This is a genomic window from Corynebacterium hesseae (genome assembly GCF_037850265.1).
Classification (GTDB): Bacteria; Actinomycetota; Actinomycetes; order Mycobacteriales; family Mycobacteriaceae; genus Corynebacterium; species Corynebacterium hesseae.
The window spans coordinates 2,097,332-2,121,720 of record NZ_CP137211.1 but is presented as its reverse complement, the minus strand read 5'-3'; the positions used below and the strand labels follow the sequence as shown (position 1 = coordinate 2,121,720).

27 protein-coding genes are annotated in these 24,389 nt (G+C 63.8%); 19 read left to right on the top strand and 8 right to left on the bottom strand.

Annotated features, from left to right (window positions below; genetic code table 11):
* Window positions 1-105: 105 nt before the first annotated feature.
* The 17 genes from obgE to R3O64_RS09915 all read left to right on the top strand — a co-directional run bounded on the left by obgE (window position 106) and on the right by R3O64_RS09915 (window position 15,027).
* Window positions 106-1,635, top strand: a complete 1,530-nt coding sequence (obgE, locus tag R3O64_RS09995) for a GTPase ObgE (protein WP_070530445.1) — start codon at window positions 106-108, stop codon at window positions 1,633-1,635.
* Window positions 1,636-1,726: 91 nt separating this feature from the next.
* Window positions 1,727-2,887 (top strand): glutamate 5-kinase, encoded by a 1,161-nt coding sequence (proB, locus tag R3O64_RS09990; RefSeq protein WP_227486272.1) that lies wholly within the window; start codon window positions 1,727-1,729, stop codon window positions 2,885-2,887.
* Window positions 2,887-3,816: a D-isomer specific 2-hydroxyacid dehydrogenase family protein gene (locus R3O64_RS09985; protein WP_339016832.1), complete on the top strand. Its 930-nt coding sequence runs from the start codon at window positions 2,887-2,889 to the stop codon at window positions 3,814-3,816. Before proB ends, R3O64_RS09985 begins: the two co-directional genes overlap by 1 nt.
* A 15-nt stretch (window positions 3,817-3,831) precedes the next feature.
* Complete coding sequence (locus tag R3O64_RS09980; protein ID WP_250224234.1) at window positions 3,832-4,737, top strand: D-isomer specific 2-hydroxyacid dehydrogenase family protein; 906 nt, start codon at window positions 3,832-3,834, stop codon at window positions 4,735-4,737.
* Window positions 4,737-5,243, top strand: coding sequence for a DUF1707 SHOCT-like domain-containing protein (locus R3O64_RS09975; protein WP_070525723.1), 507 nt, complete (start codon window positions 4,737-4,739; stop codon window positions 5,241-5,243). Before R3O64_RS09980 ends, R3O64_RS09975 begins: the two co-directional genes overlap by 1 nt.
* A gap of 76 nt (window positions 5,244-5,319) precedes the next feature.
* Window positions 5,320-6,588: a glutamate-5-semialdehyde dehydrogenase gene (locus R3O64_RS09970; protein WP_339016831.1), complete on the top strand. Its 1,269-nt coding sequence runs from the start codon at window positions 5,320-5,322 to the stop codon at window positions 6,586-6,588.
* Window positions 6,589-6,668: 80 nt separating this feature from the next.
* Window positions 6,669-7,574 (top strand): cutinase family protein, encoded by a 906-nt coding sequence (locus tag R3O64_RS09965; RefSeq protein ID WP_193629825.1) that lies wholly within the window; start codon window positions 6,669-6,671, stop codon window positions 7,572-7,574.
* Between the two features lie 10 nt (window positions 7,575-7,584).
* The gene (locus tag R3O64_RS09960; protein ID WP_070597452.1) at window positions 7,585-8,442 is read left to right on the top strand and encodes a cutinase family protein; all 858 of its coding nucleotides are present in this window, start codon (window positions 7,585-7,587) and stop codon (window positions 8,440-8,442) included.
* Window positions 8,435-9,052, top strand: a complete 618-nt coding sequence (nadD, locus tag R3O64_RS09955) for a nicotinate-nucleotide adenylyltransferase (RefSeq protein ID WP_070530460.1) — start codon at window positions 8,435-8,437, stop codon at window positions 9,050-9,052. The genes R3O64_RS09960 and nadD overlap by 8 nt, the downstream gene beginning before the upstream one ends.
* Window positions 9,053-9,159: 107 nt before the next feature.
* Window positions 9,160-9,627 carry a ribosome silencing factor gene (gene rsfS / locus R3O64_RS09950; RefSeq protein WP_070530462.1) on the top strand — a complete coding sequence of 156 codons (468 nt, stop codon included), beginning with the start codon at window positions 9,160-9,162 and terminating at the stop codon, window positions 9,625-9,627.
* Window positions 9,624-10,322, top strand: coding sequence for a histidine phosphatase family protein (locus R3O64_RS09945; protein ID WP_070530463.1), 699 nt, complete (start codon window positions 9,624-9,626; stop codon window positions 10,320-10,322). Before rsfS ends, R3O64_RS09945 begins: the two co-directional genes overlap by 4 nt.
* On the top strand, window positions 10,322-11,110 hold the full coding sequence (locus R3O64_RS09940; protein WP_250224238.1) for a DegV family protein: 789 nt from the start codon (window positions 10,322-10,324) through the stop codon (window positions 11,108-11,110). Before R3O64_RS09945 ends, R3O64_RS09940 begins: the two co-directional genes overlap by 1 nt.
* Before the next feature lie 105 nt (window positions 11,111-11,215).
* Window positions 11,216-11,818 carry a ComEA family DNA-binding protein gene (locus tag R3O64_RS09935; RefSeq protein ID WP_070530468.1) on the top strand — a complete coding sequence of 201 codons (603 nt, stop codon included), beginning with the start codon at window positions 11,216-11,218 and terminating at the stop codon, window positions 11,816-11,818.
* Window positions 11,815-13,065 carry a ComEC/Rec2 family competence protein gene (locus R3O64_RS09930; RefSeq protein ID WP_070624510.1) on the top strand — a complete coding sequence of 417 codons (1,251 nt, stop codon included), beginning with the start codon at window positions 11,815-11,817 and terminating at the stop codon, window positions 13,063-13,065. Before R3O64_RS09935 ends, R3O64_RS09930 begins: the two co-directional genes overlap by 4 nt.
* A complete protein-coding gene (gene holA, locus R3O64_RS09925) occupies window positions 13,062-14,009 on the top strand; it encodes a DNA polymerase III subunit delta (RefSeq protein ID WP_070519517.1) in 948 nt (315 codons plus the stop codon). Before R3O64_RS09930 ends, holA begins: the two co-directional genes overlap by 4 nt.
* Window positions 14,010-14,020: 11 nt before the next feature.
* Window positions 14,021-14,389: an ankyrin repeat domain-containing protein gene (locus R3O64_RS09920; protein ID WP_070530472.1), complete on the top strand. Its 369-nt coding sequence runs from the start codon at window positions 14,021-14,023 to the stop codon at window positions 14,387-14,389.
* The gene (locus R3O64_RS09915) at window positions 14,386-15,027 is read left to right on the top strand and encodes a LysE family translocator (protein ID WP_143334673.1); all 642 of its coding nucleotides are present in this window, start codon (window positions 14,386-14,388) and stop codon (window positions 15,025-15,027) included. The genes R3O64_RS09920 and R3O64_RS09915 overlap by 4 nt, the downstream gene beginning before the upstream one ends.
* Here R3O64_RS09915 and R3O64_RS09910 read toward each other — a convergent pair.
* From R3O64_RS09910 to R3O64_RS09895, 4 genes are all read right to left on the bottom strand, one after another.
* Window positions 15,024-16,202 (bottom strand): type II restriction enzyme, encoded by a 1,179-nt coding sequence (locus tag R3O64_RS09910; RefSeq protein WP_339016830.1) that lies wholly within the window; start codon window positions 16,200-16,202, stop codon window positions 15,024-15,026. The genes R3O64_RS09915 and R3O64_RS09910 overlap by 4 nt on opposite strands.
* Window positions 16,195-17,004: a DNA adenine methylase gene (locus tag R3O64_RS09905; protein WP_339016829.1), complete on the bottom strand. Its 810-nt coding sequence runs from the start codon at window positions 17,002-17,004 to the stop codon at window positions 16,195-16,197. Before R3O64_RS09905 ends, R3O64_RS09910 begins: the two co-directional genes overlap by 8 nt.
* Window positions 17,005-17,268 carry a 30S ribosomal protein S20 gene (gene rpsT, locus R3O64_RS09900; RefSeq protein WP_010190855.1) on the bottom strand — a complete coding sequence of 88 codons (264 nt, stop codon included), beginning with the start codon at window positions 17,266-17,268 and terminating at the stop codon, window positions 17,005-17,007. It lies immediately after the preceding gene.
* 118 nt (window positions 17,269-17,386) lie between these two features.
* The gene (locus R3O64_RS09895; RefSeq protein ID WP_070519531.1) at window positions 17,387-17,908 is read right to left on the bottom strand and encodes a type II toxin-antitoxin system PemK/MazF family toxin; all 522 of its coding nucleotides are present in this window, start codon (window positions 17,906-17,908) and stop codon (window positions 17,387-17,389) included.
* An 18-nt stretch (window positions 17,909-17,926) separates the two neighbouring features.
* Here R3O64_RS09895 and lepA point away from each other — a divergent pair, with 18 nt between their 5' ends.
* A complete protein-coding gene (lepA, locus tag R3O64_RS09890; protein ID WP_070565201.1) occupies window positions 17,927-19,774 on the top strand; it encodes a translation elongation factor 4 in 1,848 nt (615 codons plus the stop codon).
* 125 nt (window positions 19,775-19,899) lie between these two features.
* Here lepA and R3O64_RS09885 read toward each other — a convergent pair whose 3' ends face one another.
* Window positions 19,900-20,109 carry a hypothetical protein gene (locus tag R3O64_RS09885; RefSeq protein WP_070530478.1) on the bottom strand — a complete coding sequence of 70 codons (210 nt, stop codon included), beginning with the start codon at window positions 20,107-20,109 and terminating at the stop codon, window positions 19,900-19,902.
* A 278-nt stretch (window positions 20,110-20,387) separates the two neighbouring features.
* On the bottom strand, window positions 20,388-21,485 hold the full coding sequence (locus R3O64_RS09880; RefSeq protein ID WP_339016828.1) for an HNH endonuclease signature motif containing protein: 1,098 nt from the start codon (window positions 21,483-21,485) through the stop codon (window positions 20,388-20,390).
* A 325-nt stretch (window positions 21,486-21,810) separates the two neighbouring features.
* On the opposite strand from R3O64_RS09880, the gene R3O64_RS09875 reads away from it, so the two are divergent.
* Window positions 21,811-23,178: a M20 metallopeptidase family protein gene (locus R3O64_RS09875; protein ID WP_269948618.1), complete on the top strand. Its 1,368-nt coding sequence runs from the start codon at window positions 21,811-21,813 to the stop codon at window positions 23,176-23,178.
* Here R3O64_RS09875 and R3O64_RS09870 read toward each other — a convergent pair.
* Together R3O64_RS09870 and R3O64_RS09865 are read right to left on the bottom strand one after the other, a co-directional pair.
* Complete coding sequence (locus tag R3O64_RS09870) at window positions 23,114-23,884, bottom strand: PrsW family glutamic-type intramembrane protease (RefSeq protein ID WP_144676938.1); 771 nt, start codon at window positions 23,882-23,884, stop codon at window positions 23,114-23,116. The genes R3O64_RS09875 and R3O64_RS09870 overlap by 65 nt on opposite strands.
* Complete coding sequence (locus R3O64_RS09865) at window positions 23,881-24,303, bottom strand: hypothetical protein (RefSeq protein WP_143334679.1); 423 nt, start codon at window positions 24,301-24,303, stop codon at window positions 23,881-23,883. Before R3O64_RS09865 ends, R3O64_RS09870 begins: the two co-directional genes overlap by 4 nt.
* Between the last annotated feature and the right edge of the window lie 86 nt (window positions 24,304-24,389).

Here is a 24,389-nt window from a genome sequence, read left to right as displayed (position 1 = left end):
GGCCGGCGTGGCGGGGGGAGCGTGGAGAAAACTAAAGGGGCGTTGCTTCAGATCCCCGCAGTGCTCAACTAGGACGGTATGCCAGGAACCGTTAGACTAGCGGGCATGGCACGATTCATTGACCGAGTGGTTTTGCACTTGCAGGCAGGCGACGGCGGACACGGCTGCGCCTCCGTCCACCGCGAAAAATTTAAGCCGCTCGGCGGGCCCGATGGCGGCAACGGCGGCCACGGCGGAGACATCCTGCTGGAGGTCTCACCCCAGATCCACACCCTCATGGATTTCCACTACCGCCCGCACCTGAAGTCCGGCCGCGGCGGCAACGGCGCCGGTGACTGGCGCAACGGCGCGCGCGGCGAGGACCTCATTCTCGAGGTCCCTGAAGGCACCGTGGTCTATACCGAGGACGGGGAGATGCTCGCGGATCTCACGGTCCCGGGAACCCGTTTCGTGGCCGCGGAGGGTGGTTTCGGTGGACTTGGAAACGCAGCGCTAGCCTCGGCCGCCCGCAAGGCCCCGGGCTTTGCGCTGCAGGGCGAGCCGGGCCAGGCGCGCGACCTCATCCTCGAGCTGAAGTCCATGGCGGACGTCGGCCTCGTCGGTTTCCCCTCCGCGGGCAAGTCCTCCCTCATCTCCGTCCTTTCGGCAGCCAAGCCGAAGATCGGTGACTATCCCTTCACCACCCTCCAGCCCAACCTGGGCGTGGTGGACATGGGCTACGAGTCCTTCACCATGGCGGATGTCCCGGGCCTCATCCCGGGGGCCGCCGAGGGCAAGGGCCTAGGCCTCGACTTCCTACGACACATCGAGCGCACAGCGGTTCTCGCCCACGTGGTGGATACCGCCTCCATCGAGCCGGGCCGCGATCCGCTCTCCGACATCGAGGCGCTCGAGACCGAGCTGGCCAAGTACCAGGAGCTCCTGGAGCAGGACACCGGGCTCGGTGACCTGCGCGAGCGCCCGCGCGTCATCATCCTTAACAAGGCGGATGTTCCCGAGGCAGAGGAGCTCGCGGAATTCGTCAAAGGTGACCTCGAGGAGAAGTACGGCTGGCCGGTCTTCATCATTTCCGCGGTGGCGCGCAAGGGGCTAGAGCCCCTCAAATACAAGCTGATGGAGATGGTGAAAGAACACCGCAAGTCACAGCCCAAGGCGGCGGTGGACAAGAACCACACCATCATTCAGCCCAAGTCCGTGGGCAAGAAAAAGAAGGGCTCCTTCGCCGACTTCACCGTCCGCCCCGACCCCGAGGTGGAGGGCGGATTCATCGTCGAGGGCGACAAGATCGACCGCTGGATTCGCCAGACCGACTTCGAAAACGACGAGGCCGTGGGCTACCTCGCAGACCGCCTGGCCAAGGCCGGTGTCGAGGAAGAACTGCACCGCCAGGGCGCGGAGGAAGGCTGCCCGGTCACCATCGGGGACATCACCTTCGAGTACGAGCCGATGGCCGGTGGCCGCGCAACTGATGCGGGCCGCGGACAGGACGGCCGCCTCATGGGCACCGACCGCGTCTCCGCCGCTGAGCGCAAGCGCGCCTCCCAGGCGCGCCGCGGCCTCGTGGACGAGTTCGACTTTGGCACGGATGGGGAGGTCACTCGCGAGTCCGCGAACCGCGATCGCTGGCAGGGTTAGCCCGGTATACTGAGCCGGTATGTCATCCGAACACGACAACCAGCTCGACTATCCTCTTCCCCTCGAACCCTTCGAGGGGCCAACCCCGGATATGGACTATCCGGAGACGACCACGCTATCGGAGAAATCCAGCGGTTTCTCCTCGCCGCTGCGCGAGGAGATCTCTAAAGCCAAGCGCATCGTCATCAAGATCGGATCCTCGTCGCTAACGCGCGATGACTTCGTGACCTCCACCGAGAAGATCGACAAGATCGTTGACGCCGTCTGCGCACGCATGAACGTCTCCGACATCATCATCGTCTCCTCCGGTGCCGTGGCCGCCGGAATGGGCCCGTTGGGCCTGACCACCCGCCCCACCGATTTGGCCACCAAGCAGGCGGCAGCCGCGGTGGGCCAGGTGCACTTGGCCTACGAGTGGGGTGTGTCCTTTGCCCGCTATAACCGCACCATTGGCCAGGTGCTGCTGACCGCGTCGGACGTCGGCAAGCGCGATCGCGCCCGCAACGCCCAGCGCACCATTGACCGTCTGCGCCAGATGCGCACGGTGCCCATCGTCAACGAGAACGACACCGTGGCCACCTCCGAGATGCACTTCGGTGATAACGACCGCCTTTCTGCGCTCGTGGCCAATCTGGTCGGCGCGGATGCCCTCTTCCTTTTCTCTGACGTGGACGGCCTCTACGACAAGAACCCGGCCGAGCCGGACGCCAAGTTTGTGGAGGAGGTGCGCACCGGCAAGGACCTCAAGGCGGTCGTTGCTGGCGACGGCGGCAAGGTCGGCACCGGCGGCATGGCCACGAAGGTCTCGGCTGCCCGCCTGGCCACGCGCGGCGGCATTCCCGTGCTGCTGACCTCGGCGGATAATATTGGGCAGGCGCTTGACGACGCCTCCGTAGGCACCGTCTTCCACACCCGTGAGGAACGCCGCCTATCCGCCTGGAAGTTCTGGGCTCTCTACTGCGCGGATACCGGCGGCTCCCTGCGCCTGGACGAGGGCGCCATGGAGGCCGTGGTCCGCGGCGGAAACTCCCTGCTGGCCGTGGGCATTACCGACATTAAGGGCGAGTTCAACGCCGGTGAGATCGTGGACATCATGGGGCCCAAGGGCCAGGTCATCGGGCGCGGCGAGGTGGGCTATGACTCCACCACACTGCACAACCTGCTGGGCAAGCACACCGATGAGCTGCCGGAGGATATGCGCCGCCCGGTTGTCCATGCCGACTACCTGTCCAACTTCGCCTCCCGTATTTAATGCGCTATTTCATGGGCCCCGACGTGTGGGCGGCAACTGTGGCAGATATCGACGCAGCCGGACACGAGCGCGTCGAAAGTTTGGCGGAAGCCGAGGTCTTTGTGAATACCGCCTCGGACCCGGCGCAGACCCCGGAGATTCCGGAGAACATCAAGTGGGTGCAGTACTGCTTCACCGGGGTTAACCGGCACATCGATGCCGGGCTTATCCGGCGGGATGGCCTGCCGTGGTGCAACTCCGCGGGTGCTTTTGCTAAGCCCGTGGCGGAATCTGCGCTGGGGCTCATGCTCTCCCAAGCGCACCACCACAAGGCTTTCGCCCTGGCGAAGTCCTGGTCGGTGGCGCGCGAGCTCGATGAATCCCAGGCTTGGCTCTATGAGCAGCAGGGGCCAACGCGCGTGCTCATCGTGGGCGCGGGAGGCATCGGCAAGCAGCTCATGGCCTACCTCGCGCCCTTCGGCGTACACATCACCGCGGTGAACCGCTCGGGCCGCCCGGTAGAGGGAGTGGACGTGACGTTGCCCATCGAGCGCGTCGACGAGGCCTGGTCTGAGGCGGATTTCGTCGTGAGCATCCTGCCGGCGACGGCCGCCACGGAAGCTTTCTTCGACGCAGCGGTGTTCCGCGCCATGAAGCCTTCGGCGGTATTCGTCAACGTCGGCCGTGGCAGCACCGTGGTCACGGACGATCTCGTGGAGGCCCTGCGCTCCGGCGAGATTGCCGGCGCGGGCCTAGAGGTCATGGACCCGGAGCCGCTCCCGGATGGCCACCCGCTCTACGATCTGCCCAACGCCACGCTGACGCCGCACATGGCGGCCTCGGATCACGTGGCCCAGTACCACCTGGGTGCTATCTTCAATGCCAACGCCGCCGCGTGGGAGCGCGGCGAGGACATGCCCACGCGCGTCGACCCGGACGCCGGCTACTAGTTAAGGAGGATATGCATGAAGTACGCCATCGAACCGCACCCCTGGGAGGAAACCATCAAGGTGCTTGACGCCGCGGGCTTTGAGCGCGCCCCGCTAGATGAGGCCTCCTTCCTCATCTACACCGGCGACGGCAGCGATTTCCCGGACCCGCTGCCGGAGAACATTGGCTTCGTGCAGATTCCTTCGGCGGGCGTGGACCACGTGCTTGAAGTGATGAAGGGGAGCAGCGTGCCGTGGTCGAACGCGGCCGGTGTCTATGACAACACGGTGGCGGAATCCACCATCGCGCTACTTTTGGCGCAGCTACATGCGCACCGCCGCGTCAACGGCACGTTTGATTCCTATGCAGAGATGGAGGCGCACACTTCCTACCTCTACGACGACAAGACGGTGGCCATTATTGGCGCCGGTGGCATTGGCAAGCGTCTGATCAGCATGCTCTCCGGTTTTGGGCCGCGCATCATTGCGGTCAACCGCTCCGGCAACCCGGTCGAGGGCGCGGAGGAGACTTACCCGATTTCCCAGGTCGACAAGGTCTGGCCGCAAGCAGACTACTTCGTGCTCATCGCCCCGCTGACCCCGGAGACCCGTCACATGGTGGACGCGGAGGCATTTAAGCAGATGCCGGATCACGCGGTCGTGGTCAACGTGGGCCGCGGACCGCTCATCAAAACGGAGGACCTCGTCGCGGCACTGGAGGCAGGCGAAATCGCGGGTGCGGCACTCGACGTCACCGACCCTGAACCGCTGCCGGAGGACCACCCGCTGTGGCAGGATAAGCGCGTGGTTATCACCCCACACATTGCTAATACGCAGCGCTCCGTGCGCGAGAAGATTGGCGCGCACACCGTCAAGGTGGCCAAGGCTTTCGCGGCGGGGGACAAGCTGCCTACTCTGGTTGACCCGAAGGCAGGTTATTAATGGAGAACCCCGATATCCGTGTTGGTGATGCGGAGCGCTCTGAGGCCCTGGAGCAACTGAGCCAGCACTTCGTCAACGGTGCGTTGGGCCCCGATGAATTTGAGCAGCGCACCGGTGAGGCCGCCGCGGCGCGCACGCGCGGGGACGTTGAAAAGCTCTTTGCGGACCTGCCGGAGCTTTCCACCCCACGTGCTTCAGCACCTGCCACCCGCCACGAGGCGGAGTTGGAGGACATGCTCTCCCGCGGGCGCAAGGTGCAGATAGTGGATTCCGTCATCTGGTCGGTGGCGATGATCGCCCTCTTCCTTGGGCTTTTTGTCTTCGACTGGAGCTATTTCTGGATCTCGCCCGTCATCGCGTTCTTCGCTTCCTGGGCTGCGCGCGGGGTGCTGAAGTTCAGTGAGTCGGATGAAGAGCTCTTCGATGAGCTTTCTGAAGGGGAAAAGAAAAAGCGCGCCGAGCGCCTGCGTGCCGCGGCGGAGCGCCGCCGCGAACTTGGGGCCTAAAACTGGCGCTCATTAAGAACCCATAGCTGCACAGAATCCCTGACAAGCGGGCAGACCTTCCGTACGCTGGTATGGCATGAGCAACACTGAACGTGAAGAAGTTCTGTCCAAAGCCCGCGCTGCCAAGGCGGTGGCGCCGCAGTTCGCGCAGCTGCCCACCCCGCGCAAGAATGAGATCTTAAACCGCGCGGCCGAGAACCTCATCGCGCACACCGAGGACATCCTCGCGGCGAACCAGCTCGATATCGAGGCCGGCCGCGCCAATGGCATGTCCGAGTCTCTCATCGACCGCCTGTCGCTTGATGCCGCCCGCATCGAGGGTATTGCCGGCGGCCTGCGCCAGGTGGCCTCCCTCCAGGACCCGGTAGGGGAGATCCTGCAGGGCCGCACCATGGATAATGGCATCCAGATGAAGCAGGTCCGCGTACCGCTCGGCGTGATGGGCATGGTTTATGAGGCCCGCCCGAATGTCACCGTCGATGCCTTCGGTTTGGCCCTGAAGTCCGGCAACGTGCCGCTGTTGCGCGGCTCGAAGTCCGCGAAGAACTCCAACGCCAAGCTCGTGGAGCTCCTCCAGGACACCCTGGTGGAGTTCGATCTGCCGCGCGAAGGCGTGCAGCTTCTGCCCTGTGAGACTCACGATTCCGTGCAGGACCTCATCACCGCCCGCGGCCTGGTCGACCTGGTCATCCCGCGCGGCGGCGCGCGCCTTATCAACGCCGTTGTGGAAAACGCCACCGTCCCCGCCATCGAAACCGGAACCGGCAATTGCCACTTCTACGTCGACGCCTCCGCCGACCTGGACAAGGCCATCGACATGGTGATCAACGGCAAGACCCGCCGTCCCTCTGTGTGTAACTCGACGGAGTGCGTGCTGATCGACGCTGCGTTTGACGACGCCTCCAAGCTCCGCATCATCACCTCCCTTCAGGAGGCAGGGGTCACCATCCACGGCGACGTGAAGGAGCTCGAGGCCTTCGGCGTTGAGGACGCCGTGGAGGCCACCGACGAGGAGTGGCGCGAAGAATTCCTCTCCATGGATATCTGCGCCAAGGTGGTCGACGGCGTCAACGGCGCCATCGCGCACATTGCCGAGTACACCACCGGCCACACTGAGGCCATTGCGGCCCAGGATGCTGACGTGCTGCTGACCTTCGCCAACGAGGTAGATGCCGCAGCGGTCATGCTCAACGCTTCCACCGCGTTTACCGATGGTGAGGTATACGGCATGGGCGCCGAAATCGGCATCTCCACCCAGAAGCTGCATGCGCGCGGCCCGATGGCGCTGCCGGAGCTAACATCCACCAAATGGGTGTTGCAGGGCACCGGCCAGACCCGCCCTTAGGGGTTCGTGCTGCGCGCCGGGGGAGCACTGGGTATTCTAAAGCGCGGTAATAACAAAGAACTGAATGGTGCCTTTCTCCCATGCTGTCCCGCATTGCTTCCTCCGTGGCCGCCGCCGTCATGGCCGTGTCCGCCTTCATTGTCCCGCAAACCATCTCTGCACCCGCCGCGCACGCTGACGAACAGTGCCCCGCAGTGGTCGTCGTCGCCGCGCGTGGCTCCGGCCAAAACGGTCAGGTCTACCCCACGCAGTATTCGAACCAGGGCGGCCGCGCATCCAATGGATGGGAGGGCGAATCCATCCGCGCCATGCTGCAGGGCGCCGAGGCACGCTACCAGGCCACTCACGGCGGAAATTCGCTGATGAAGGACGTCTACGTGCTGGGCCTGGAGCCGCAGTACTATCCGGCGACCTACCCGGAATACTCTGTTCCGAACGAGTCGGTTCCGAACACCGCGGCTGACCTCGTGCGCCTGGCCACGCAGTACGCCAACCCGGTCATCAACACCGCGGTCTCCGCCATCAACCAGTTCATGTACTCCGTGCAGACCGGCAATCGTGGCGTGACCAGCGCGATCAACAGCTATGAAGCCGCCACCGGTTGCCACCCGCAATACATCCTGTCCGGCTACTCCCAGGGCGCCATGATTCTGGCCAACCACGAGGTGGAACTGGCCCACCGCGGTCAGCTCGCTGGCGTCGTGACCTTTGGTAACCCGCTGACCCGTGCAGGGGACCCGGCCGTCGTCGGCGCAACCCAGGGCGCGGGCGGCCCGATGGGCTACTTCCCGCAGATGCGCGCCAACGTCAGCCGCGTGGACTACTGCCTGCCGCTCGACGCCGTGTGCGACCTCTCCGCCCAGACCCTCTACGCCGCCAAGCCCACCGGCGGCTCCCATGGCCAGTACTTCTTCACCAACCACCAGTGGGATAACCAGGTCTACGATTCCATCGGCCACATGGTAGATGGCGTTCGTTTCCGCTAAACAGGAAAGAATGAAGTCTCTTTCTTTTCGTGTTTCCTGTGTAGCTGCCGCCCTTGGTACGGTGGCGTCCCTTCTCAGCGCGCCGGTGGCCTCGGCGAGCGGTGTCGGCACGTGCCCCGACACCGTGGTGCTTGTCGCACGCGGTTCAGACCAGAACGAGGAGCAGGGCGAATACGTAGGCCCGCAGCGTTACTCCGAGCGTGCGCCGGAATCCACCGGCTTTGAGGGACGCAACTTTGCCGCCCTGTTCCATCAGGTAGAGCAGCGCCACCCCGGCACAATGGATGGCGTTTATGTTCTGGCTTTGGGGCCGGAGGCGTACCCGGCCGCGATGAACCTGCCGCCTTTGGCGCAGGAGGGTGAAGACCTGGGCCCGCTTCAGCTTGTGCAGCGAGCGCTCGGGATTCTCCATGAGCATTCCATCGGGGAAATGGCGTATTCGGTGACGTTTGGAGCTGCCGACAGCCTGCGCACCGGCGCCCGCAATGCGCCGAAGGTGGTGGACAACTATGAGGCCACCACCGGCTGCCACCCGCGTTGGGTAGCCGCTGGCTATTCGCAAGGAGCGCTCGTCGCGACAAGCACGGAGGAGTACCTCGCAGAATCCGGGCGCCTGCATGGTGTGCTCACCTTTGGCAATCCCTTGCACCAGGTGCCGTGGGCTAAGAACCGCACCGGGCTGCCGGCGCAGCGCTACGTCGATTATTGCCTGGAAGGGGATTTCGTCTGCGATTTCTCCCTCGACGCCGCTAACCGCGCCCTGGCCACCAAGGCTGAGCGCCATGCCTCCTATTTCTTGGCGGAGCCTTCCGGGCAGGACATGCAGGTCATCGACTCCGTGGCCGGTATACTCACCAGCCATGACTAGTCCGCAACGCATCGGCATCATGGGCGGCACCTTTGACCCCATCCATAACGGTCACCTCGTCGCCGCCAGCGAGGTAGCCCACCGTTTCCGCCTCGACACGGTGGTCTTCGTCCCCACCGGCCAGCCCTGGCAAAAGGCCGATAAGCAGGTCACCGCCGCCGAGCACCGCTACCTGATGACCATGGTGGCCACGGCGTCGAACCCACGTTTTACCGTTTCCCGCGTGGACATCGACCGCGAAGGGCCCACCTACACCATCGATACGCTGCGGGATCTGCGCGGAATCTTCCCGGACGCCGAGCTCTACTTCATCACCGGCGCGGATTCGGTGGCCTCCATCATGAGCTGGCGCAACTGGGAGGAGATGCTGGAGATGGCCCACTTCGTCGGTGTGACCCGTCCCGGCTATGACCTGCGCAAGGACATGCTGCCGCAGGATTCCCAGGATGATATCGAGCTGATTGAAATCCCCGCCATGGCCATTTCCTCTACTGATTGCCGCGCCCGCGCGCAGCAGGGCCAGCCGGTGTGGTACCTCGTGCCGGATGGGGTGGTGCAATACATCGCCAAGAACCACCTCTATGGTCCGCACCCGGAAAAGCCCCTGTAACGTCTGCGCCTTTCCGGTAGTCGGGCGGGGGAATTCGACTAGGAAAATGAGCCTTGTCGTGTAAGACTAGAGTTCTTAAGCAGAAAAGTACTTGTGTAGGGATTGTCATGTCGATTACTGATGAAGCACGCCGCATGGCGGAAACCGCCGCCCTGGCTGCGGATGAGAAGCTGGCCACCAACATCGCCGCTATCGATGTTTCCGACGTGCTGGCGATTACCGAGGTCTTCGTCTTAGCCTCCGCCGATACCGAGCGCCAAGTGGCATCCATCGTGGAGGAAGTCGAAGACGAGCTGACCAAGCAGGGCTTCGAGCCCAAGCGCCGCGAAGGCAACCGCGAGAACCGATGGGTACTGCTCGATTACGGCCCCATCGTGGTCCACGTCCAGCGCAACGATCAGCGCGAGTTCTATGGCCTGGACCGCCTCTACCACGATTGCCCGCTTCTCGACATCCCCGGTATAGACACCCCGGAGCGCCCCGGCGAGTGGTCCAATGACGTCAACCCTCGCGACATCGACTCCTTCGATGAGCTTCCCCTGGCCCAGCCAGAGCCGGAAGACGACGAATTATGACCCGCCGCCTCCTCCTCATCCGCCACGGCCAGACCACCTATAACGCCACCGGCCGGATGCAGGGGCACCTGGATACCGAGCTTTCGGAAGCGGGCCACTCCCAGGCTCGCGCCGCCGCGGATCTGCTCGAGGACAAAGGGATTACCGCGATTGTCTCCTCGGACCTCATCCGTGCCCGCGATACCGCCGAGATTATTGCTCGGCGCTTGGGGCTTGAGGTGTCCGTCGATAAGCGCCTGCGCGAAACCCACCTCGGTGAGTGGCAGGGGATGACCTCCGCTGAAGTAGATGAGCAGTTTCCTGGGGCGCGTGCGCTGTGGCGCCACGACCCCACCTGGGCGCCGCCGCAGGGCGAAAGCCGCGTCGATGTGGCCAACCGTGCCCGCCCCGTGATTGATGAGCTCATGCAGAATCACCCGCAGTGGGATGAGGGGGCGGTCCTCGTCGTCGCGCACGGCGGTGCCATTTCCGCGCTGACCTGCCACCTTCTGGGCCTGGAGCACCACCAGTACGGGATCCTGTCTGGGCTGAAGAATACGCACTGGTCGCAGCTGACCGCACGGCCCGAATTTGATGCTGCACGCCCGCTGTCCCCGCTGGAATTCACCCCGGAGAACGTCGGCCGCGCCCAGTGGTACTTCGACGGCTGGAATATGGGTGGCGCCGTCATCGGGGGCGCGGGGGCGGACGTCTAGTGATCCGCGTTGTTACCGATTCCGCCGCGGGCTTGCCGGCGGATATCGTCGAGGAACTCGGCATCTGCGTCGTGGACCTGCACGTCATGGAAAGCCATGGCAAGGATGGCGCGGAGCTGTCCACGTCCGGTTTGACTGCCCTTGAGCTGGCTGCTTTATACGGGCGGCAGATGGAGCGCTCCGGTGATGATGGTGTGCTGGCCATCCATCTGTCGAAGGATCTGTCCTCGACGTGGTCGGCGGCGGTGACCGCTTCCGGCGTTTTCCCGAACACCGTGCGTGTTATTGATTCCGGCACTGCCGGCATGGCGATGGGCGCGGCTGCTATGGCGGCGGCCAAGCTTGCGCAAGAGGGCGCTTCGCTCGACGAGTGCTATGCCGCGGCCATCAACACCCTTGAGCGCGGGCATACCTTGGTCTACCTCAGCTCGACGGAGGAGCTTCGCCGCTCCGGGCGCATGTCCGCGGCCACGGCGATGCTGTCCACCGCACTCCTGGCTACTAAACCGATCATGGCCATTCAGGGCGGCAAGCTGGAGATGGTGGGCAAGACCCGCACCCAAACCAAGGCCTTTACCAAGCTCGTGGACCTGGTGGCCTCCCGCGCCGAGGGCAAGCCGGCCTTCATCGCGGTGCAGTACAACGAGGACAAGGTCTCGGCCCGCCGGCTGGAGGACTTGCTGCGTTTGGCCCTGCCGGATTCCTCTTTCATGCTGGTGCCGCTTACCGACGTCCTCGCAGTCCACGTCGGCCCCGGAGCCATCGGCGTCTCCGCGGTCTTTAGCTGACGGCGGAGCCGAGCTAAAGACGTTGTTGACGTCTTCAACAAGTTATCCACAGGCTGCGGCTTAAGCCCTCGACGGGGGGTGTGGACGCTGCGTAGCGTCGCGGGCATGAACGCCATTGCTGATCGCCTCCGCGACCTCACCCGCCCGACCGGGGAAGAAGAACTGCTCAACGTCGACTTTCCGCGCGTGCGCGTCCCGCCCTGGTTGGCGCTGGCTGTTGTAGGCGTAGCCGGCGTTGCACTCCTGGCCTGGCTGGGGGCGAGCCGCAGTGCGGAGAACCCCTATGAGGTTGCCGCGCCGAGCAGCGAGGCAGCGGCGGATATCGTGGTTGCGGTCGTGGGTGAGGTAGAGCAGCCCGGGCTGGTGACCTTGGCGCCGGGCGCGCGCATTAACGACGCCCTCGAGGTGGCGCGCCCGCGCGTGCCCACCGATAACCTCAACCTGGCGCAGAAGCTTAACGACGGCGAGCAGATCACCGTCGGCGGCCCACCCAATGCCCTAGAGGCAGCGGGAGAGGGGCTCGTTTCCCTCAACTCCGCCAGCGAGGAGGAGTTAACGGAGCTTCCGGGTATTGGCCCGGCCACGGCGGCGGCGATCATCGCGCACCGCGAGGAGGTCGGCAGCTTCACCACCGTGGAGCAGCTCATGGACGTCTCCGGCATTGGGCCGGCGAAGTTCGCCAAGCTGAAGGACAAGGTCCGGCCGTGAGAGAGCTGCGGCTCGTGCCCGCTGCGGTGGTGGCGTGGCTGGCCACGCTCGCCGTGCTTTTCGGGCATCCGTGGTTGTTGGGCGGGCTGGTGTGTTTCGCTCTAGCGCGCGGTCAGTGGCGCGGGCAGGGCATTTTGTGCGCGGCGAGCGGAGTCATCTTCGCCACCCTGGCTTATGTGCGCTCGGTGCGCGCCGCGGCGTTCCACTTCGGCTCGGAGGTGACGGGTAAGCTCGCCGCCGACCCGGTTCAGACGGCATCCGGGTGGATGGTGCGCCTGCGCGTGCCGGGCTACCCGGCGCAGCTGCCCGTCTTCCTCAAGGAGGAACCGGAGGCCTTCGGTGGCTCGCTGGTGACGGTGCACGGTCACCCCGGCCCCTCGGATCAGGTTGGCGTGGGCACATCCGTCTTTAGTGGTGAGCTCACCGCGCACGCCCATAGCTGGACGGCGACGGTCGCAGAAAACTTCCGCGCCGTGTGTGACAACGGCCTCATCCCCGGCATGGTCTTGGGCGATACCAGCCTGCAAAGCCCCGAGGATAAGCAGCTCTACATCGACACGGGTCTATCGCATTTGAGTGCTGTGTCCGGCTCCAACGTTGCCATCGTGTGCACCGCGGCCGCGTTGGTGGTGCCGGGGCAGAGGGTGAGGGTGGGGGCGTCGGCAAGCGCGTTGGCGTTGTTCGTGGCACTTGTGGGGTGGGAACCCTCCGTCCAGCGCGCCACCGTCGCCGGGCTGGCGGGACTGGCGGCGGTGCTCAGCTCCTCGAAGATGGAACCGCTCCATGCCCTGGCTCTTGGCGTGCTCTTTCTGCTCGCGGCGGACAGCGACCTAGCGGTCAGCTTCGGCTTCGCGCTCTCCGTCGCGGCCACCGCCGGCATCGTAGTACTCAGCCCGCTGCTATTGCGGGTGCTGGGCACGGGCATCGTGGCCCGGGCCTTTGCGGTCGCCATCGCCGCGGACATCGTGACCATGCCGCTCATTGCGCTGATGAGCGGGCGGGTCTCGGTGGTGTCAGTCATTGCCAACGTGCTGGTGGCCCCGGTCGTGCCTATTATCACCGTCGTGGGGCTCATCGCCGCCGTCCTGGCGCAGGTGGGGTGGGGCAGGCCCCTGGTGATCCTTATTGAGCCGCTGGCGGATTGGATCCACTTCGTCGCCTCCTCCATGCCGGTGACCACCGTGGCGGCGGGGCCCGTCGCGATGCTCCTACTTGGCGGGTGGGTCATTGCGGCGTTGCTAAGATGACAGGCATGTCTTCTGCCCCCGTGCACCTCATCCTCGGTGATGATGAATTCCTGGCCGAGCGCGCCCGCCTGTCCATCCAACAAGGTGAGGTAACCAAGCTCAAGGCCTCCGAGGTCAGCGAGGGCGAAATCCTGGAAGCCACCAGCCCCTCCTTGTTTGGGGAGGACCGCGTCATCGTCATCAGCGACGTGGAGAGGGCCGGTAAGGAGGTTACGAAGATCCTCCTCGACGCCTGCGCTAATCCCATGCCCGGTATCACGCTCATTTTGATGTACTCGGTGACGGCGAAGACGCTGAAGAAAAAGAAGAAGCCGCCGGAGCTCATCGCGGCGCTGCGCAAGACGGCCGAGGTGCATGAGGTCTTTTCCCTCTACCCGAACGAGCTCGCGCAGTGGGCTACGCGTGAGTTCGCCTCGCATGGGGTGCGGCCTACACCGGATGTGGTGCAGGCGCTTCTCGACGGCGTCGGCTCCGACCTCCGCGAGCTCGCCTCCGCCATCTCGCAGCTCGTCTTCGACACAGGCGGCAAGGTGACCCGCGAGGCGGTGCACGCGTACTACGTAGGTGTGGCCGAGGTGGCCAACTGGGATATCGCGGATGCCGCTGTGGCAGGCCGCGTGGAGGCGGCGGTGTCCACGTGCCGCCGCGCGCTGCAGTTGGGGGCGAGCCCCGTGGCCATTGCATCTGCCCTGGCGAACAAGGTGGGCAACATCGCGCGCCTCTACACCGCGCGCGGGGATCAGTATTCCCTGGCCTCCCAGACCGGCATGGCGCCCTATGCCATCAAGCTCACCCAGCCGGTGGCGCGGCGCTGGTCGGGAGAGAATATCACCAAGGCCGTGATCCTCATGTCGGAGCTGGATGCCGCGGTCAAGGGTCAGGGCGGGGACGAGGACTTCGCCATCGAGGCGGCCGTTAAGCGGGTGGCGGAGCTGGCGCGCTAGACTAACCCTCCATGGATGACATCCAGAACTTTGCCACCAAGCTTTTCGATTTTGCCCGCAACGGCGATGCCACGCTGCTCGAGTACATCAAGCAGGGCGTCAACGTGGACATGGTGAACCAGGACGGGCAGTCCTTCATCATGCTCGCCGCCTACCACGGCCATGCGGAGCTGGTGCGCCAGCTCGCCGCGGCGGGTGCCGACGTCAACCTCCTCAACGATCGCGGCCAGTCGCCGTTGGCCGGGGCTATTTTCAAGAAGGAAGACGCGGTGATCGACGCCCTTCTCGACGCCGGCGCCGACCCCACTGCCGGCCAGCCAAATGCCCTCGACTCGGCTCGCATGTTCGGCCGTGAGGATCTTCTCGAGCGCCTGTCATGAGCTGGTCCGCGTTTGCGGCCATCCTCCTCATGAACCTCGTCGGCGCGGCAGCACCCGGCCCCGACATCGTGCTGGTGACGCGCTATGCCACGCGCTCGCGCCGCCACGCCATCGCGGCGGCGACGGGCATCCAAGTCGGCGTGCTGTTCTGGTGCACGCTGACCGTGTTTGGCGCGGCCGCCCTGCTGACCGCCTTCCCGGGAGTTCTCTCCCTGATTCAGGTGATTGGCGGTTGCTTCCTCGTCTTCATGGGCGTGCTTTCCATTCGCTCCGGGCTGGAGCTGCGCAAGCAGCCGCCGGTGGATGAGGAGGAGGCCGCCGCCCGCTTGGGCTCGGTGGGCAAGGTCTTCCGCACGGGGTTGGCCACCAACCTATCCAACCCTAAGATCGTGCTCTTCCTCGCCGCCATGGTTGCCCCGCTGCTGCCGCCGCATCCGCCGGTGTGGGTATCGGTGGCTTTGGTGTTGAGCCTGTCGCTGTCGAGCTACCTGCTTTTCGTTGTTCTCTCGGCGGTCATCTCGACCCGCGCGATTCGCCGCCGCCTGCTGGCCGCCGGCCCGTGGATCGACATCGGTTCCGGTGCCTTCTTCGTGGTGGCCGGCTGCGCGCTGGTGTGGGCCGGCATCCAGGCCGCCTAGGCCTGCTCGAGTAGCTCTTTGAGCCACTGGGACCACGCCGCGACCGTGGCGGAGCGGCGGCGCAGGGTCGTCTCACCCAGGCCCAGGTTCGCCGCGCGCATGAACCCGGCCGCCTCGGCCTTGCTCAGAGCGCAGTGCTTATCGACGACAAACCGCACCATCTCCCGGAACACCGGCCGCGAGGCCAGCGCCTCAACGAGGGCGAGGTTGCGCTCGTCGCGCGTGCCGCTGAGCTTGGTCAAACCTAAGTAGCGGGCGGCGTTGGTGTAGTAATCAGCCTGGCGCGGGGTAAAGCCGAAGGCCTCGGGCATCTCCGCCTTCGGCACGGGGTTCTCCAGCAAGCTGATGACGCGGGCAAAGGAATCCGCCTGGGGGAAGGGAACGCGCGTGCCCTCGACCTTCGTGTGCTCCAGAACCTCGCGCACCGCCGCATCAGTCACACCGGACTCGCCCAAAACGTAGCGCGCCGCGCTCACCAGCTCGATGCTGCGGAAGTCCTCCGGCTGCCTAAACGCGTAGCGGTAGAAGTGAAAGATGCCATTGGAATAGACCAGATACACCGGCACCACTTCTTTATCCAGTGCCAGCGAGAAGCGGCGGAAAGGGAAGTAGAGCTGGCGGATGTTGAAATCGGGGGAGACGTGGTTCTTCGCTTCCACGAGTACGAGGTGCTCGGCGGATTCGAAGCCGGCGTCGATCTCCATCTGGGCGCGGTCCACCTCGATATCGCGTCCGCCGACCCGCATGGGCAGCGTGAGCGTCGACATGCGCCCGCTGACGGTCGGTACCAACTCACCGCCCAAGAAATCATCGAGCATGCCGCTTAAGTGTGCTGCGGTCAACGCTGCGGCCTCCGAGGTCAAGTTCTCGAAGTCAATGGACTGGATGTGCCCCGGAACCGGCATCGACTTCAGCGGCCCGGCCTCCTCCGGGAAAGGCTGGTACAGGTCAAAGCGGCCAATCAGGTAGGCATCGCGGCGAATCGGCAGCATGGACAACCCGTGCTGGCGAAGCACCTCGGGGCGCGCGGCGGAAAAATCGTGCTTGGCCATCAACCGCGGCTCGCGCCCGGAAAGCTCCTTGAGCTTCGCGGCGGGCAACACCACATAGCCCTGGTCCGCGATGTCGGCGGCGAGGTGGGGATAGACACGGTCCCAGGCGGCGTCGTTAAGCATAATTGCGCACGAGCACCTCATCGACCTTGCCGCGCTTCGAGGCCACGGAATTCACCGCGCGCGTAGCGCCGACAATCTCGACGCGATAGTCCGCGTACAGCTCTTTGATAAAGTCCGTCGCCGAATTCGACAACAGGAACTTTACCCCGCGGGCATTAAGGGCATCGCAGGTTTCCTTCAGCCGAATCTGGTCCGCACGGCCGAAGCCCCCCGACTGGTAGCCGGTGAAATTGCTGGTGGGGTTGACCGGATCATAGGGCGGATCGAAGTAAACGAAATCCCCCTCGTTGGCCTCCACCGCGGCATAGTCGCCGTTATAAAACGTCACGTCGTGGGAGGACAGGTACTCCGATACAGCGCGCAGATTGGGCTCATCACAGATCTTCGGGTTGGCGTAGCGGCCAAACGGGGCGTTGAACTGGCCCGAGTTATTCACCCGATAAAGCCCGTTATAACAGGTCTTATTGAGATAAATCGTGCGGGCAGCCCGCTCCACGGGGCTCAAGTGCGCAAAGCCCGGCTCGCGGTCGCGGGCGCGCATCTCGTAGAAGAAATCCGACTCATTCGGATAGCCCTTCAACAGGGCGATGAGCTCGTCCACATCATCGCGGACCACCTCGTAGACGGTGATGAGCTCAGTGTTCAGGTCATTGACCCGGGCGCGTTCGGGTGCCAAAGAAAAAAGAACCGCTCCGCCGCCCAAGAAAGGTTCGACATAAGCGTCGAAGCTCTCGGGCAGCATGGAGTGGATAACGGGTAGAAGCTGGCGCTTTCCCCCTACCCACTTCAGGAGCGGTTTCATTTAGGCCATCTTGTTGAAGGCGGTGGCCATGCCGGACTTCTTGTTAGCCGCGGTGTTGCGGTGGAAGACGCCCTTAGACACGGACTTGTCCAGTGCGCGGGAAGCAACGCGCAGCTGCTTCTCAGCGGCAGCCTTGTCGCCAGCGGCGACGGCCTCGCGGAACTTGCGGATCTCGGTACGCACGGCGGAGCGTACGGACTTGTTGCGCTGACGCGACTTCTCGTTGGTCAGGATGCGCTTCTGCTTGGACTTGATGTTTGCCATCGTTCTACCTCTTATCGTCGTAGGAATGTTTTACCGAGGAAGGCGGACCCAAGGTCCTGACCGCCAGCGTGCCCCGGCATCCCAAGAAATTTATCAGGGCTCAGGCTAAATCCCCAAATCACGCCCAGTGATAGCGGGAGCGCAGGCGGTTGGCAATGCGCTCGAAGCGCCGCTCCGGGAAGAGCGTTCCCTGCCGACGGCACTGTTCCTCAGAAATCTCCAGCACTCGATCCATCCGCACCCAGCATTGCCGGCCGGTTTCATCCCACTCGCCGGTGCCGATGTCGAGCCACTCTTCTTTGTTCGCGTGGCCCGGGTTGGAGGAGATGAGCAGGCCGAGCACCGTGGTGCGCGTGCGGGAGACAATCAGCACGGCGCGCTCGCGCGGCGGGGATTGCTTGCCATCGGAGGGCGCCCACACCCACACGACTTCCCCGGAGTCAGCCTGCCCGTCCATGTCCGGGGTGAAGAAGACGCTGCGCGGGTGGGCGGAGGCGGCCTCGACGCGGATATCGGCGGCCTTGCGGGGTTCCGTCACGGAATCGTTCTGGTTCAACCCCAAGCGTTCGGTGATGCGCTCGAGGCCGGCGTCGACAGGCTCGGGGCCTCCGATGCCGAGAATGCGGGCCAACCTAGACATGTCGTCTATTCTAAACGCATGTCTACAAACTTCGCGGCTACTACGTTTACGGATCCGTCCAAGATCCGAAACTTCTGCATTATCGCCCACATCGACCACGGCAAGTCGACGCTGGCTGATCGCATCCTGCAGTTGTCGCAGGTGGTAGAGGAGCGCGACATGCGCGACCAATACCTCGACAACATGGATATCGAGCGCGAGCGCGGCATCACCATTAAGGCGCAGAACGTGCGCCTGCCCTGGATTCCCCAGTCCGGTCCCCTGAAGGGGGAGGAGATCGTCATGCAGATGATCGATACGCCCGGCCACGTGGACTTCACTTACGAGGTCTCCCGCGCGCTGGAGGCGTGTGAGGGCGCCATCCTGCTTGTCGACGCCGCCCAAGGCATCGAGGCCCAAACCCTGGCCAACCTTTACCTGGCCATGGAGAATGACCTGGAGATCATCCCGGTCCTTAACAAGATTGACTTGCCCGCGGCCGACCCGGAGAAGTACTCCCTGGAGATCGCCCACATCATCGGCTGCGAGCCGGAAGAGGTGCTGCGCGTCTCCGGTAAGACCGGCGAGGGCGTGGCGGAGTTGCTGGACAAGGTTGCGGAGCTTGTCCCGGCGCCCACCTCCGAGTTCGGGCCCGATGCCCCGGCCCGCGCCTTGGTCTTCGACTCGGTCTACGACACCTACCGCGGCGTGGTGACCTATATCCGCATGATGGACGGCAAGCTCACCCCGCGCCAGAAGGTCACCATGATGTCCACGGGTGCCAACCACGAGCTTCTGGAGGTGGGCATTGTTTCACCGACCATGCAGAAGTGCGAGGGCCTAGGCCCGGGCGAGGTAGGCTACCTCATCACCGGCGTAAAGAACGTGCGTGAGACCAAGGTGGGTGACACGATTACGTGGGCGTCGAATGGCGCGAGCGAGCCGCTCAAGGGCTACGCCGACCCGAACCCCATGGTGTACTCGGGTTTGTTCCCGATCTCCCAGGCAGACTTCCCGGACTTGCGCGATGCGCTGGAGAAACTGCAGCTTAACGACGCCTCCCTCACCTTCGAGCCCGAGACCTCCGTGGCCCTGGGCTTCGGCTTCCGTTGTGGCTTCTTGGGCCTGCTGCACATGGAAATCACGCGTGACCGTTTGGAGCGCGAGTTTGGATTGGACCTGATTTCCACCGCCCCGTCGGTGACCTACCGCGTGGTGGCAGAAGACGGCGAGGAATCGTATGTGCACAATCCCTCCGACTGGCCGGCGGGCAAGCTGCGTGAGGTTCACGAGCCGATTGTGAAGATGACCATCATCGTGCCGGAGGAGTTTGTGGGCCCGACGATGGAGCTGTGCCAGTCCAAGCGCGGCCAGATGGGTGGCATGGACTACCTGTCTGAGGACCGCGTGGAGCTGCGCTACACCATGCCGCTGGGTGAAATCATCTTCGACTTCTTCGACATGCTGAAGTCCCGCACCAAGGGCTATGCTTCTCTCAACTACGAGGAGGCTGGCGAGCAGCTGGCGGACTTGGTGAAAGTGGATATCCTGCTCAATGGTGATCCGGTGGATGCCTTCTCCGCCATCGTGCACCGTGATTCCGCGCAGTGGTACGGCAATAAGATGACGAAGAAGCTCAAGGAGATCATCCCGCGCCAGCAGTTCGAGGTGCCGGTCCAGGCGGCCATCGGCTCGAAGATCATCGCGCGTGAAAACATCCGCGCGATGCGCAAGGACGTGCTGGCCAAGTGCTACGGCGGCGATATCTCCCGTAAGCGCAAGCTGCTGGAGAAGCAGAAGGCCGGTAAGAAGCGCATGAAGTCCATCGGTTCCGTTTCCGTGCCGCAGGAGGCCTTCGTGGCGGCGCTGTCCACGGACGCCGACTAACGCATCGAGCACCTCCGGTACCGGTCGGGCCACCATCACTGTCTGGAGCTATTGGTGCTAATCAGGGCGAACTTGCGCTGTTGGAGGCTGAAAGCGCCCGGTTTGATATGGCGCTTTCAGCCTGCCTACTGGGCGTTAAAGGAGTAGCCGCCGGTGAGCTGATTGTGGATTGTCACCGAGTAGTCCTGGCCGTTGGCGGTGGCGCCGTCCACAAGCATGGCGAGCTCTTGTGAGTTGTAATAGCGGCTTAGACCCACGTAAATAATAAGCAGGAGGATGCTGCCCGCGACTGCGATTGAGGTGGCAATCTTCCACACGCTTACTTGGTTAGTCACGAGTAGTCCTTTCATGCGTGAAAACTTCGGTCACTGTAGCTACTAGTACGATAACAAGTCTTTTATGTGCACGGTATTGAATTAGAACCAGTGCACCCACTATTCCGGGGAAGTTCAGGCAGGGATCACCGGTTTTCGTCTCAACCTGTCCTAGGCCGACGAGTGCGCTGACTTAAGGATCACCGATGTGCCCGCGTGCCTTGATGTGGTCCGCGGGTGGCAGTGTTGTCACTGGTGGTTAGCTGTTTCCTTCCTGCCGTTGCTGTGTTTGGTGGATGTTAGCTGCTGTCGGGTGGTTCCTCTGGTGGTTGTCCTGCTTGTTCGGCGTTGAGTCTGGCTAGTGCTTCTTGGTATTCGGGCATTGCGGTGATTGGTGTGCCCCAGGGTGGGATGAAGCTGACCCCGGTGTTGAGCCGGTACATGTAGCCACGCCCGGTAGGCCTTTGTGGGTCATCGTCGTTGATGCCGTTGTGGTAGGCGCACAGGAAGGTCAGGTTCTTGATGTTGGTGTAGCCGCCTGCCTGCCAGGGCACCAAATGATGGACTTGGCAGTAGTCTGCCGGCTTATTGCAGCCTGGTCTTGAACAGGTGTGGAATTCAGCATGCAGGGTAAGGCGTTGTTTGAAGTTTGCTCCACGCTCTAGCCGGAAGGTGTCGATGGGTCCTTCAATAGGGTGCACGATGGTGGCATACCCTATTTCGGCAAACTTGTGGGTGAGGAATTCTGCCCCGGTCATGCGCCCGCCGTTGGTGAGGTTGAGTTCGATGTCGTCTCCGTCGCCGTTGATGATTTGGTCGAGCTCGTTGAGGGTGACGATGATTTGGGTGCGCACCGCAGGTTTGGAACCGGTGCCCTCTTTGAAGAAGATGTCGTTGGCGGCTTGAAGCAGGTCAGTGGTGTTGGTGGATTCGAGGACGCCGCGCATGTTGGCAATCGTGGTGGCATCGTCAGTTATGGAGAGTGTGTTGGGGCCTTGTTCCCGGTAGGTGATGCGCACGCCTGGTTTGGCTATGCGTTTGGAGCGCAGTTCTTTCAGCCGTGTGGCGGCGACGGTGGGGATGCGGTGTGCGGGTGTTCCTGCGAGTTTGATTCGCAGGTTCCAGGCGTCGAGGGTTTTCTTGACTTTTGCGGTGTAGGACTCAATGAGTGTGAGGGTGCCCAGGCTGTGGCGTTGGGTGAGGGCTGCGTGGCGGGCTTTGCGTTGCTTGCCGCTAAATCGGGTGGGCCCGAAGTACACCTGGTTAAGGCGTGCTAGTTCGGCGGCATCGGAAGCAGAAGCGCCGAGCGCGCGGAGCTCATCAGGTGAGCCAGGAATGTTTTCCACCAGCGCAATCCCCGAGTTGCGAAGGCGGATGTAGGTTTCGATATCCCCCATGGGCACAGAGACTAAAACAGCACCGTGGGCCCCGCAACCGGAGGGACAAAATTCCTGGTTAATGGGGCTGGTACGAGAAAAGCCCCTAGATTGAGTTGGCTGGTTCGCATACCAATTGAACTCGCCATACGCTGCTGCCCAACCTTTCTCCTCTCGGTAAAGCCGGTCGAAACGAGATCCTCCTGAGACCATTTCGCACAGCCTCGCAGTAGGTTCGCTATCGGGGATAGCGGGCATGGGTAGCCCATCAGCTTGAATCCAAACCGACCTGACAGCACAGCAGTTTCCGGTATGCTCGGCGCACATGCTCGGAAAGGATGACACCATGAAGATGGCCCCGCGCCACCGTCAGCAATTGCCACCGCTTCCGATGGTCTCGGCCAAGCTCGGGGAGCGGTTGGCCAGCCACGTGTTCGTGGAGGAAGGCCGGGAGTTGCTTCCGGAGTTGCAGGCCTTCCGCCGCGATATGCACCAGAACCCGGAGGTGGGGCTGCACCTGCCGCGCACCCAGGAGAAGGTGCTCGAAGCCCTTAATGGCCTACCGCTGGAGATTCATCTGGGCCGTGACCTCAGCTCGGTCGTCGCGGTGCTGCGCGGCGGCAAGCGCGGCGAGCGCCCCGTGTCGGTTCTGCTTCGCGCGGACATGGACGCCCTTCCGGTGCGTGAGCAAACGGGCAGCCCGTTTGCCTCGACGAATAGCAACATGCATGCCTGTGGCCACGATCTGCACACGGCCGGACTGATTGGCGCGGTGAAGATGCTGTGCCGCCACCGCGAGGAGTTGTTGGGCGATGTCATCTTCATGTTCCAGCCGGGCGAGGAAGGCCCAGGCGGCGCGCAGCCGATGATCGATGAGGGCGTGCTCGACGCCGCCGGCCGCCGGCCCATCGCCGCCTACGGTCTGCACGTCGGCCCGCAGGATAAGGGCACCTTCCACCACATCGCGGGCCCGATGATGGCCTCGTCGTCCAATCTGGGGATTACCGTCTACGGCAAGGGTGGGCATGGCTCGCGCCCGCACGATGCTATCGATCCCGTTGCGGCCCTCGCGGAGATCCAGATGGCGCTGCAAGTGGCGCTGACCCGGCGCTTCGATGCGAACTCGCCGATTGTCATCACGGTGACCAACCTGCGCGCGGGCGACGGCGCGGTCAACGTCATCCCGGACAAGGCGGAGTTGGGCGCGACGGTGCGCGTGCTTCGCGACGAACACATCGACGCCGTCCGTCAAATGATCATCGAGGTCTCGAGCTCCGTGGCGGCTTCCCATCGTTGTACCGCGAAGGTGGACTTCGAGGTCCTGTACTCGGCCACCAAGACCTCACCGCGCGAGGACCAGTTCGCTGCGTCGTTGTGGGCGGGTATGTTCGGCGCGGAAAACGTGCTGACCATGGACACCCCGATGATGGCCTCGGAAGACTTCGGCGCGGTACTCGCCCAGGTTCCGGGCACCTTCATGTGGTTCGGTACGGGCGATCCGCACACCCCGGAGCACATGCGCGAGTGGAACCACTCGCCGCAGGTGCGCTTCGATGATTCCGTTCTGGGAGACCAAGCCGCAGCCCTGGCGGCAGTGGCCTTTGAGCGCCTCGCCGCCGAGGACGCTCACCCCTCGCCGGCCACGAAGGCTATGCGTGCGCCGGTGCAGGGGACAGGGGCGGATGCGCAGCCGCCTTCTTCCGCAGCGCAATAGTGCCCCAGATGGTGGCTACCCATTCGGCTAGCACGATGACCATGCCGGCGAGGAGGGGCCAGATAGCGTCGTCGAGCGCAGTGCTTAACGACGGGAAGAGGTTCTTCGTGGCGTGCACCGCGATGGCGATAATAAGCCAGCGCACCGGCTGTTTCTGGGACAGGCCATAGGCACTAAGACCAGTGAACAGCGAGTGGGAGAGCGGGTTGGAGGCCAGGCGGATGACGCCTGCCCCGATCGCCCCGGCGGTATCCGAATCGAGGTTGTCCGCCGTCATGCGCGCGAAGGCGGTGGCGTCCTCACCCACAGTGAAACCGATACCCACGGCCACGCCCACAAGGACGTAGTCGAGCCAACTGCGGGGCCGGATGACGAAGGTACAGATAAGCAGCACGCCGAGGAACTTCAGCACTTCCTCGATGAGCGGCGCATACCCCGCAGCGCCCAGCCAGTCCAGGCCCGCGCGAGTAAGAAGATGGACCATGTTCGTGTTGAGTTCCACCGCGAGGCCGGAAACCGCGAACCCCCACACCACGCCGTGCGCAATTCCCGGCCGGCGGCGCAGGAAGAACAGCGCGAGGGGGACGAGTACGGCGGCGAAGACCACCGCAGTCAGCGCACTTGCGGGCAGGAAGGGCTCGCCCGCGTAGTGGAAGGCGGTGACGGCCAGCGCGCCGAGGGTCAGCAGGTAGTACAGGTACTTCATGCGTCCTCCGGCTGCACACGGTCGGCGAAGTCACTTGCCTTCGGTCCGTAGATGTGGAGGAAGGAGATGGTGTTGTTGTGCCGCTGAGACAGCGTGATGCCGTCGCCGTCCTCGACGCGGTAGAGCTCGGCAGCCTGGGTGGTGATGGGGGCGTCGGTGAGCGCGCTGGTCCCGTTGAAGGAGCGGTGCTGGCGCGGCAGGTACGTTTCGACCTCGCGGGAGGAGCTGCCTTCCTCAGAAATGATGGTCGCGCTCCCGCAGTTCCAGGTCTGCGAGGAGGCGTACGGATCCTCCGGGCACTCCAGTCCCGGGATGCCGCGCACGGGGGTGGTGTCGGGAGTGGGGTCGGGGAGGAGGGCGTCGGCAAGCGGTACTGCGGCGAGGACGCCGATGCAGGAATAAATCAGTGTGTTTCTCATGCTTTCGACCCTAAGAGCTGCGGGTTTGTGCCGGTATCCTCCGCAGGGAGGATTTTGCGGAGTTTGACAATGCTGACAATCATGGC

What these genes read in the sequence shown, in the direction of transcription:
- obgE (WP_070530445.1), top strand. Translation starts at nt 106, where the DNA reads ATGGCACGATTCATTGACCGAGTGGTTTTGCACTTGCAGGCAGGCGAC.
- proB (WP_227486272.1), top strand. Translation starts at nt 1,727, where the DNA reads ATGGACTATCCGGAGACGACCACGCTATCGGAGAAATCCAGCGGTTTC.
- R3O64_RS09985 (WP_339016832.1), top strand. Translation starts at nt 2,887, where the DNA reads ATGCGCTATTTCATGGGCCCCGACGTGTGGGCGGCAACTGTGGCAGAT.
- R3O64_RS09980 (WP_250224234.1), top strand. Translation starts at nt 3,832, where the DNA reads ATGAAGTACGCCATCGAACCGCACCCCTGGGAGGAAACCATCAAGGTG.
- R3O64_RS09975 (WP_070525723.1), top strand. Translation starts at nt 4,737, where the DNA reads ATGGAGAACCCCGATATCCGTGTTGGTGATGCGGAGCGCTCTGAGGCC.
- R3O64_RS09970 (WP_339016831.1), top strand. Translation starts at nt 5,320, where the DNA reads ATGAGCAACACTGAACGTGAAGAAGTTCTGTCCAAAGCCCGCGCTGCC.
- R3O64_RS09965 (WP_193629825.1), top strand. Translation starts at nt 6,669, where the DNA reads ATGCTGTCCCGCATTGCTTCCTCCGTGGCCGCCGCCGTCATGGCCGTG.
- R3O64_RS09960 (WP_070597452.1), top strand. Translation starts at nt 7,585, where the DNA reads ATGAAGTCTCTTTCTTTTCGTGTTTCCTGTGTAGCTGCCGCCCTTGGT.
- nadD (WP_070530460.1), top strand. Translation starts at nt 8,435, where the DNA reads ATGACTAGTCCGCAACGCATCGGCATCATGGGCGGCACCTTTGACCCC.
- rsfS (WP_070530462.1), top strand. Translation starts at nt 9,160, where the DNA reads ATGTCGATTACTGATGAAGCACGCCGCATGGCGGAAACCGCCGCCCTG.
- R3O64_RS09945 (WP_070530463.1), top strand. Translation starts at nt 9,624, where the DNA reads ATGACCCGCCGCCTCCTCCTCATCCGCCACGGCCAGACCACCTATAAC.
- R3O64_RS09935 (WP_070530468.1), top strand. Translation starts at nt 11,216, where the DNA reads ATGAACGCCATTGCTGATCGCCTCCGCGACCTCACCCGCCCGACCGGG.
- holA (WP_070519517.1), top strand. Translation starts at nt 13,062, where the DNA reads ATGACAGGCATGTCTTCTGCCCCCGTGCACCTCATCCTCGGTGATGAT.
- R3O64_RS09920 (WP_070530472.1), top strand. Translation starts at nt 14,021, where the DNA reads ATGGATGACATCCAGAACTTTGCCACCAAGCTTTTCGATTTTGCCCGC.
- R3O64_RS09915 (WP_143334673.1), top strand. Translation starts at nt 14,386, where the DNA reads ATGAGCTGGTCCGCGTTTGCGGCCATCCTCCTCATGAACCTCGTCGGC.
- R3O64_RS09910 (WP_339016830.1), bottom strand. Translation starts at nt 16,202, where the DNA reads ATGCTTAACGACGCCGCCTGGGACCGTGTCTATCCCCACCTCGCCGCC.
- R3O64_RS09905 (WP_339016829.1), bottom strand. Translation starts at nt 17,004, where the DNA reads ATGAAACCGCTCCTGAAGTGGGTAGGGGGAAAGCGCCAGCTTCTACCC.
- rpsT (WP_010190855.1), bottom strand. Translation starts at nt 17,268, where the DNA reads ATGGCAAACATCAAGTCCAAGCAGAAGCGCATCCTGACCAACGAGAAG.
- R3O64_RS09895 (WP_070519531.1), bottom strand. Translation starts at nt 17,908, where the DNA reads ATGTCTAGGTTGGCCCGCATTCTCGGCATCGGAGGCCCCGAGCCTGTC.
- lepA (WP_070565201.1), top strand. Translation starts at nt 17,927, where the DNA reads ATGTCTACAAACTTCGCGGCTACTACGTTTACGGATCCGTCCAAGATC.
- R3O64_RS09880 (WP_339016828.1), bottom strand. Translation starts at nt 21,485, where the DNA reads ATGGGGGATATCGAAACCTACATCCGCCTTCGCAACTCGGGGATTGCG.
- R3O64_RS09875 (WP_269948618.1), top strand. Translation starts at nt 21,811, where the DNA reads ATGAAGATGGCCCCGCGCCACCGTCAGCAATTGCCACCGCTTCCGATG.
- R3O64_RS09870 (WP_144676938.1), bottom strand. Translation starts at nt 23,884, where the DNA reads ATGAAGTACCTGTACTACCTGCTGACCCTCGGCGCGCTGGCCGTCACC.
- R3O64_RS09865 (WP_143334679.1), bottom strand. Translation starts at nt 24,303, where the DNA reads ATGAGAAACACACTGATTTATTCCTGCATCGGCGTCCTCGCCGCAGTA.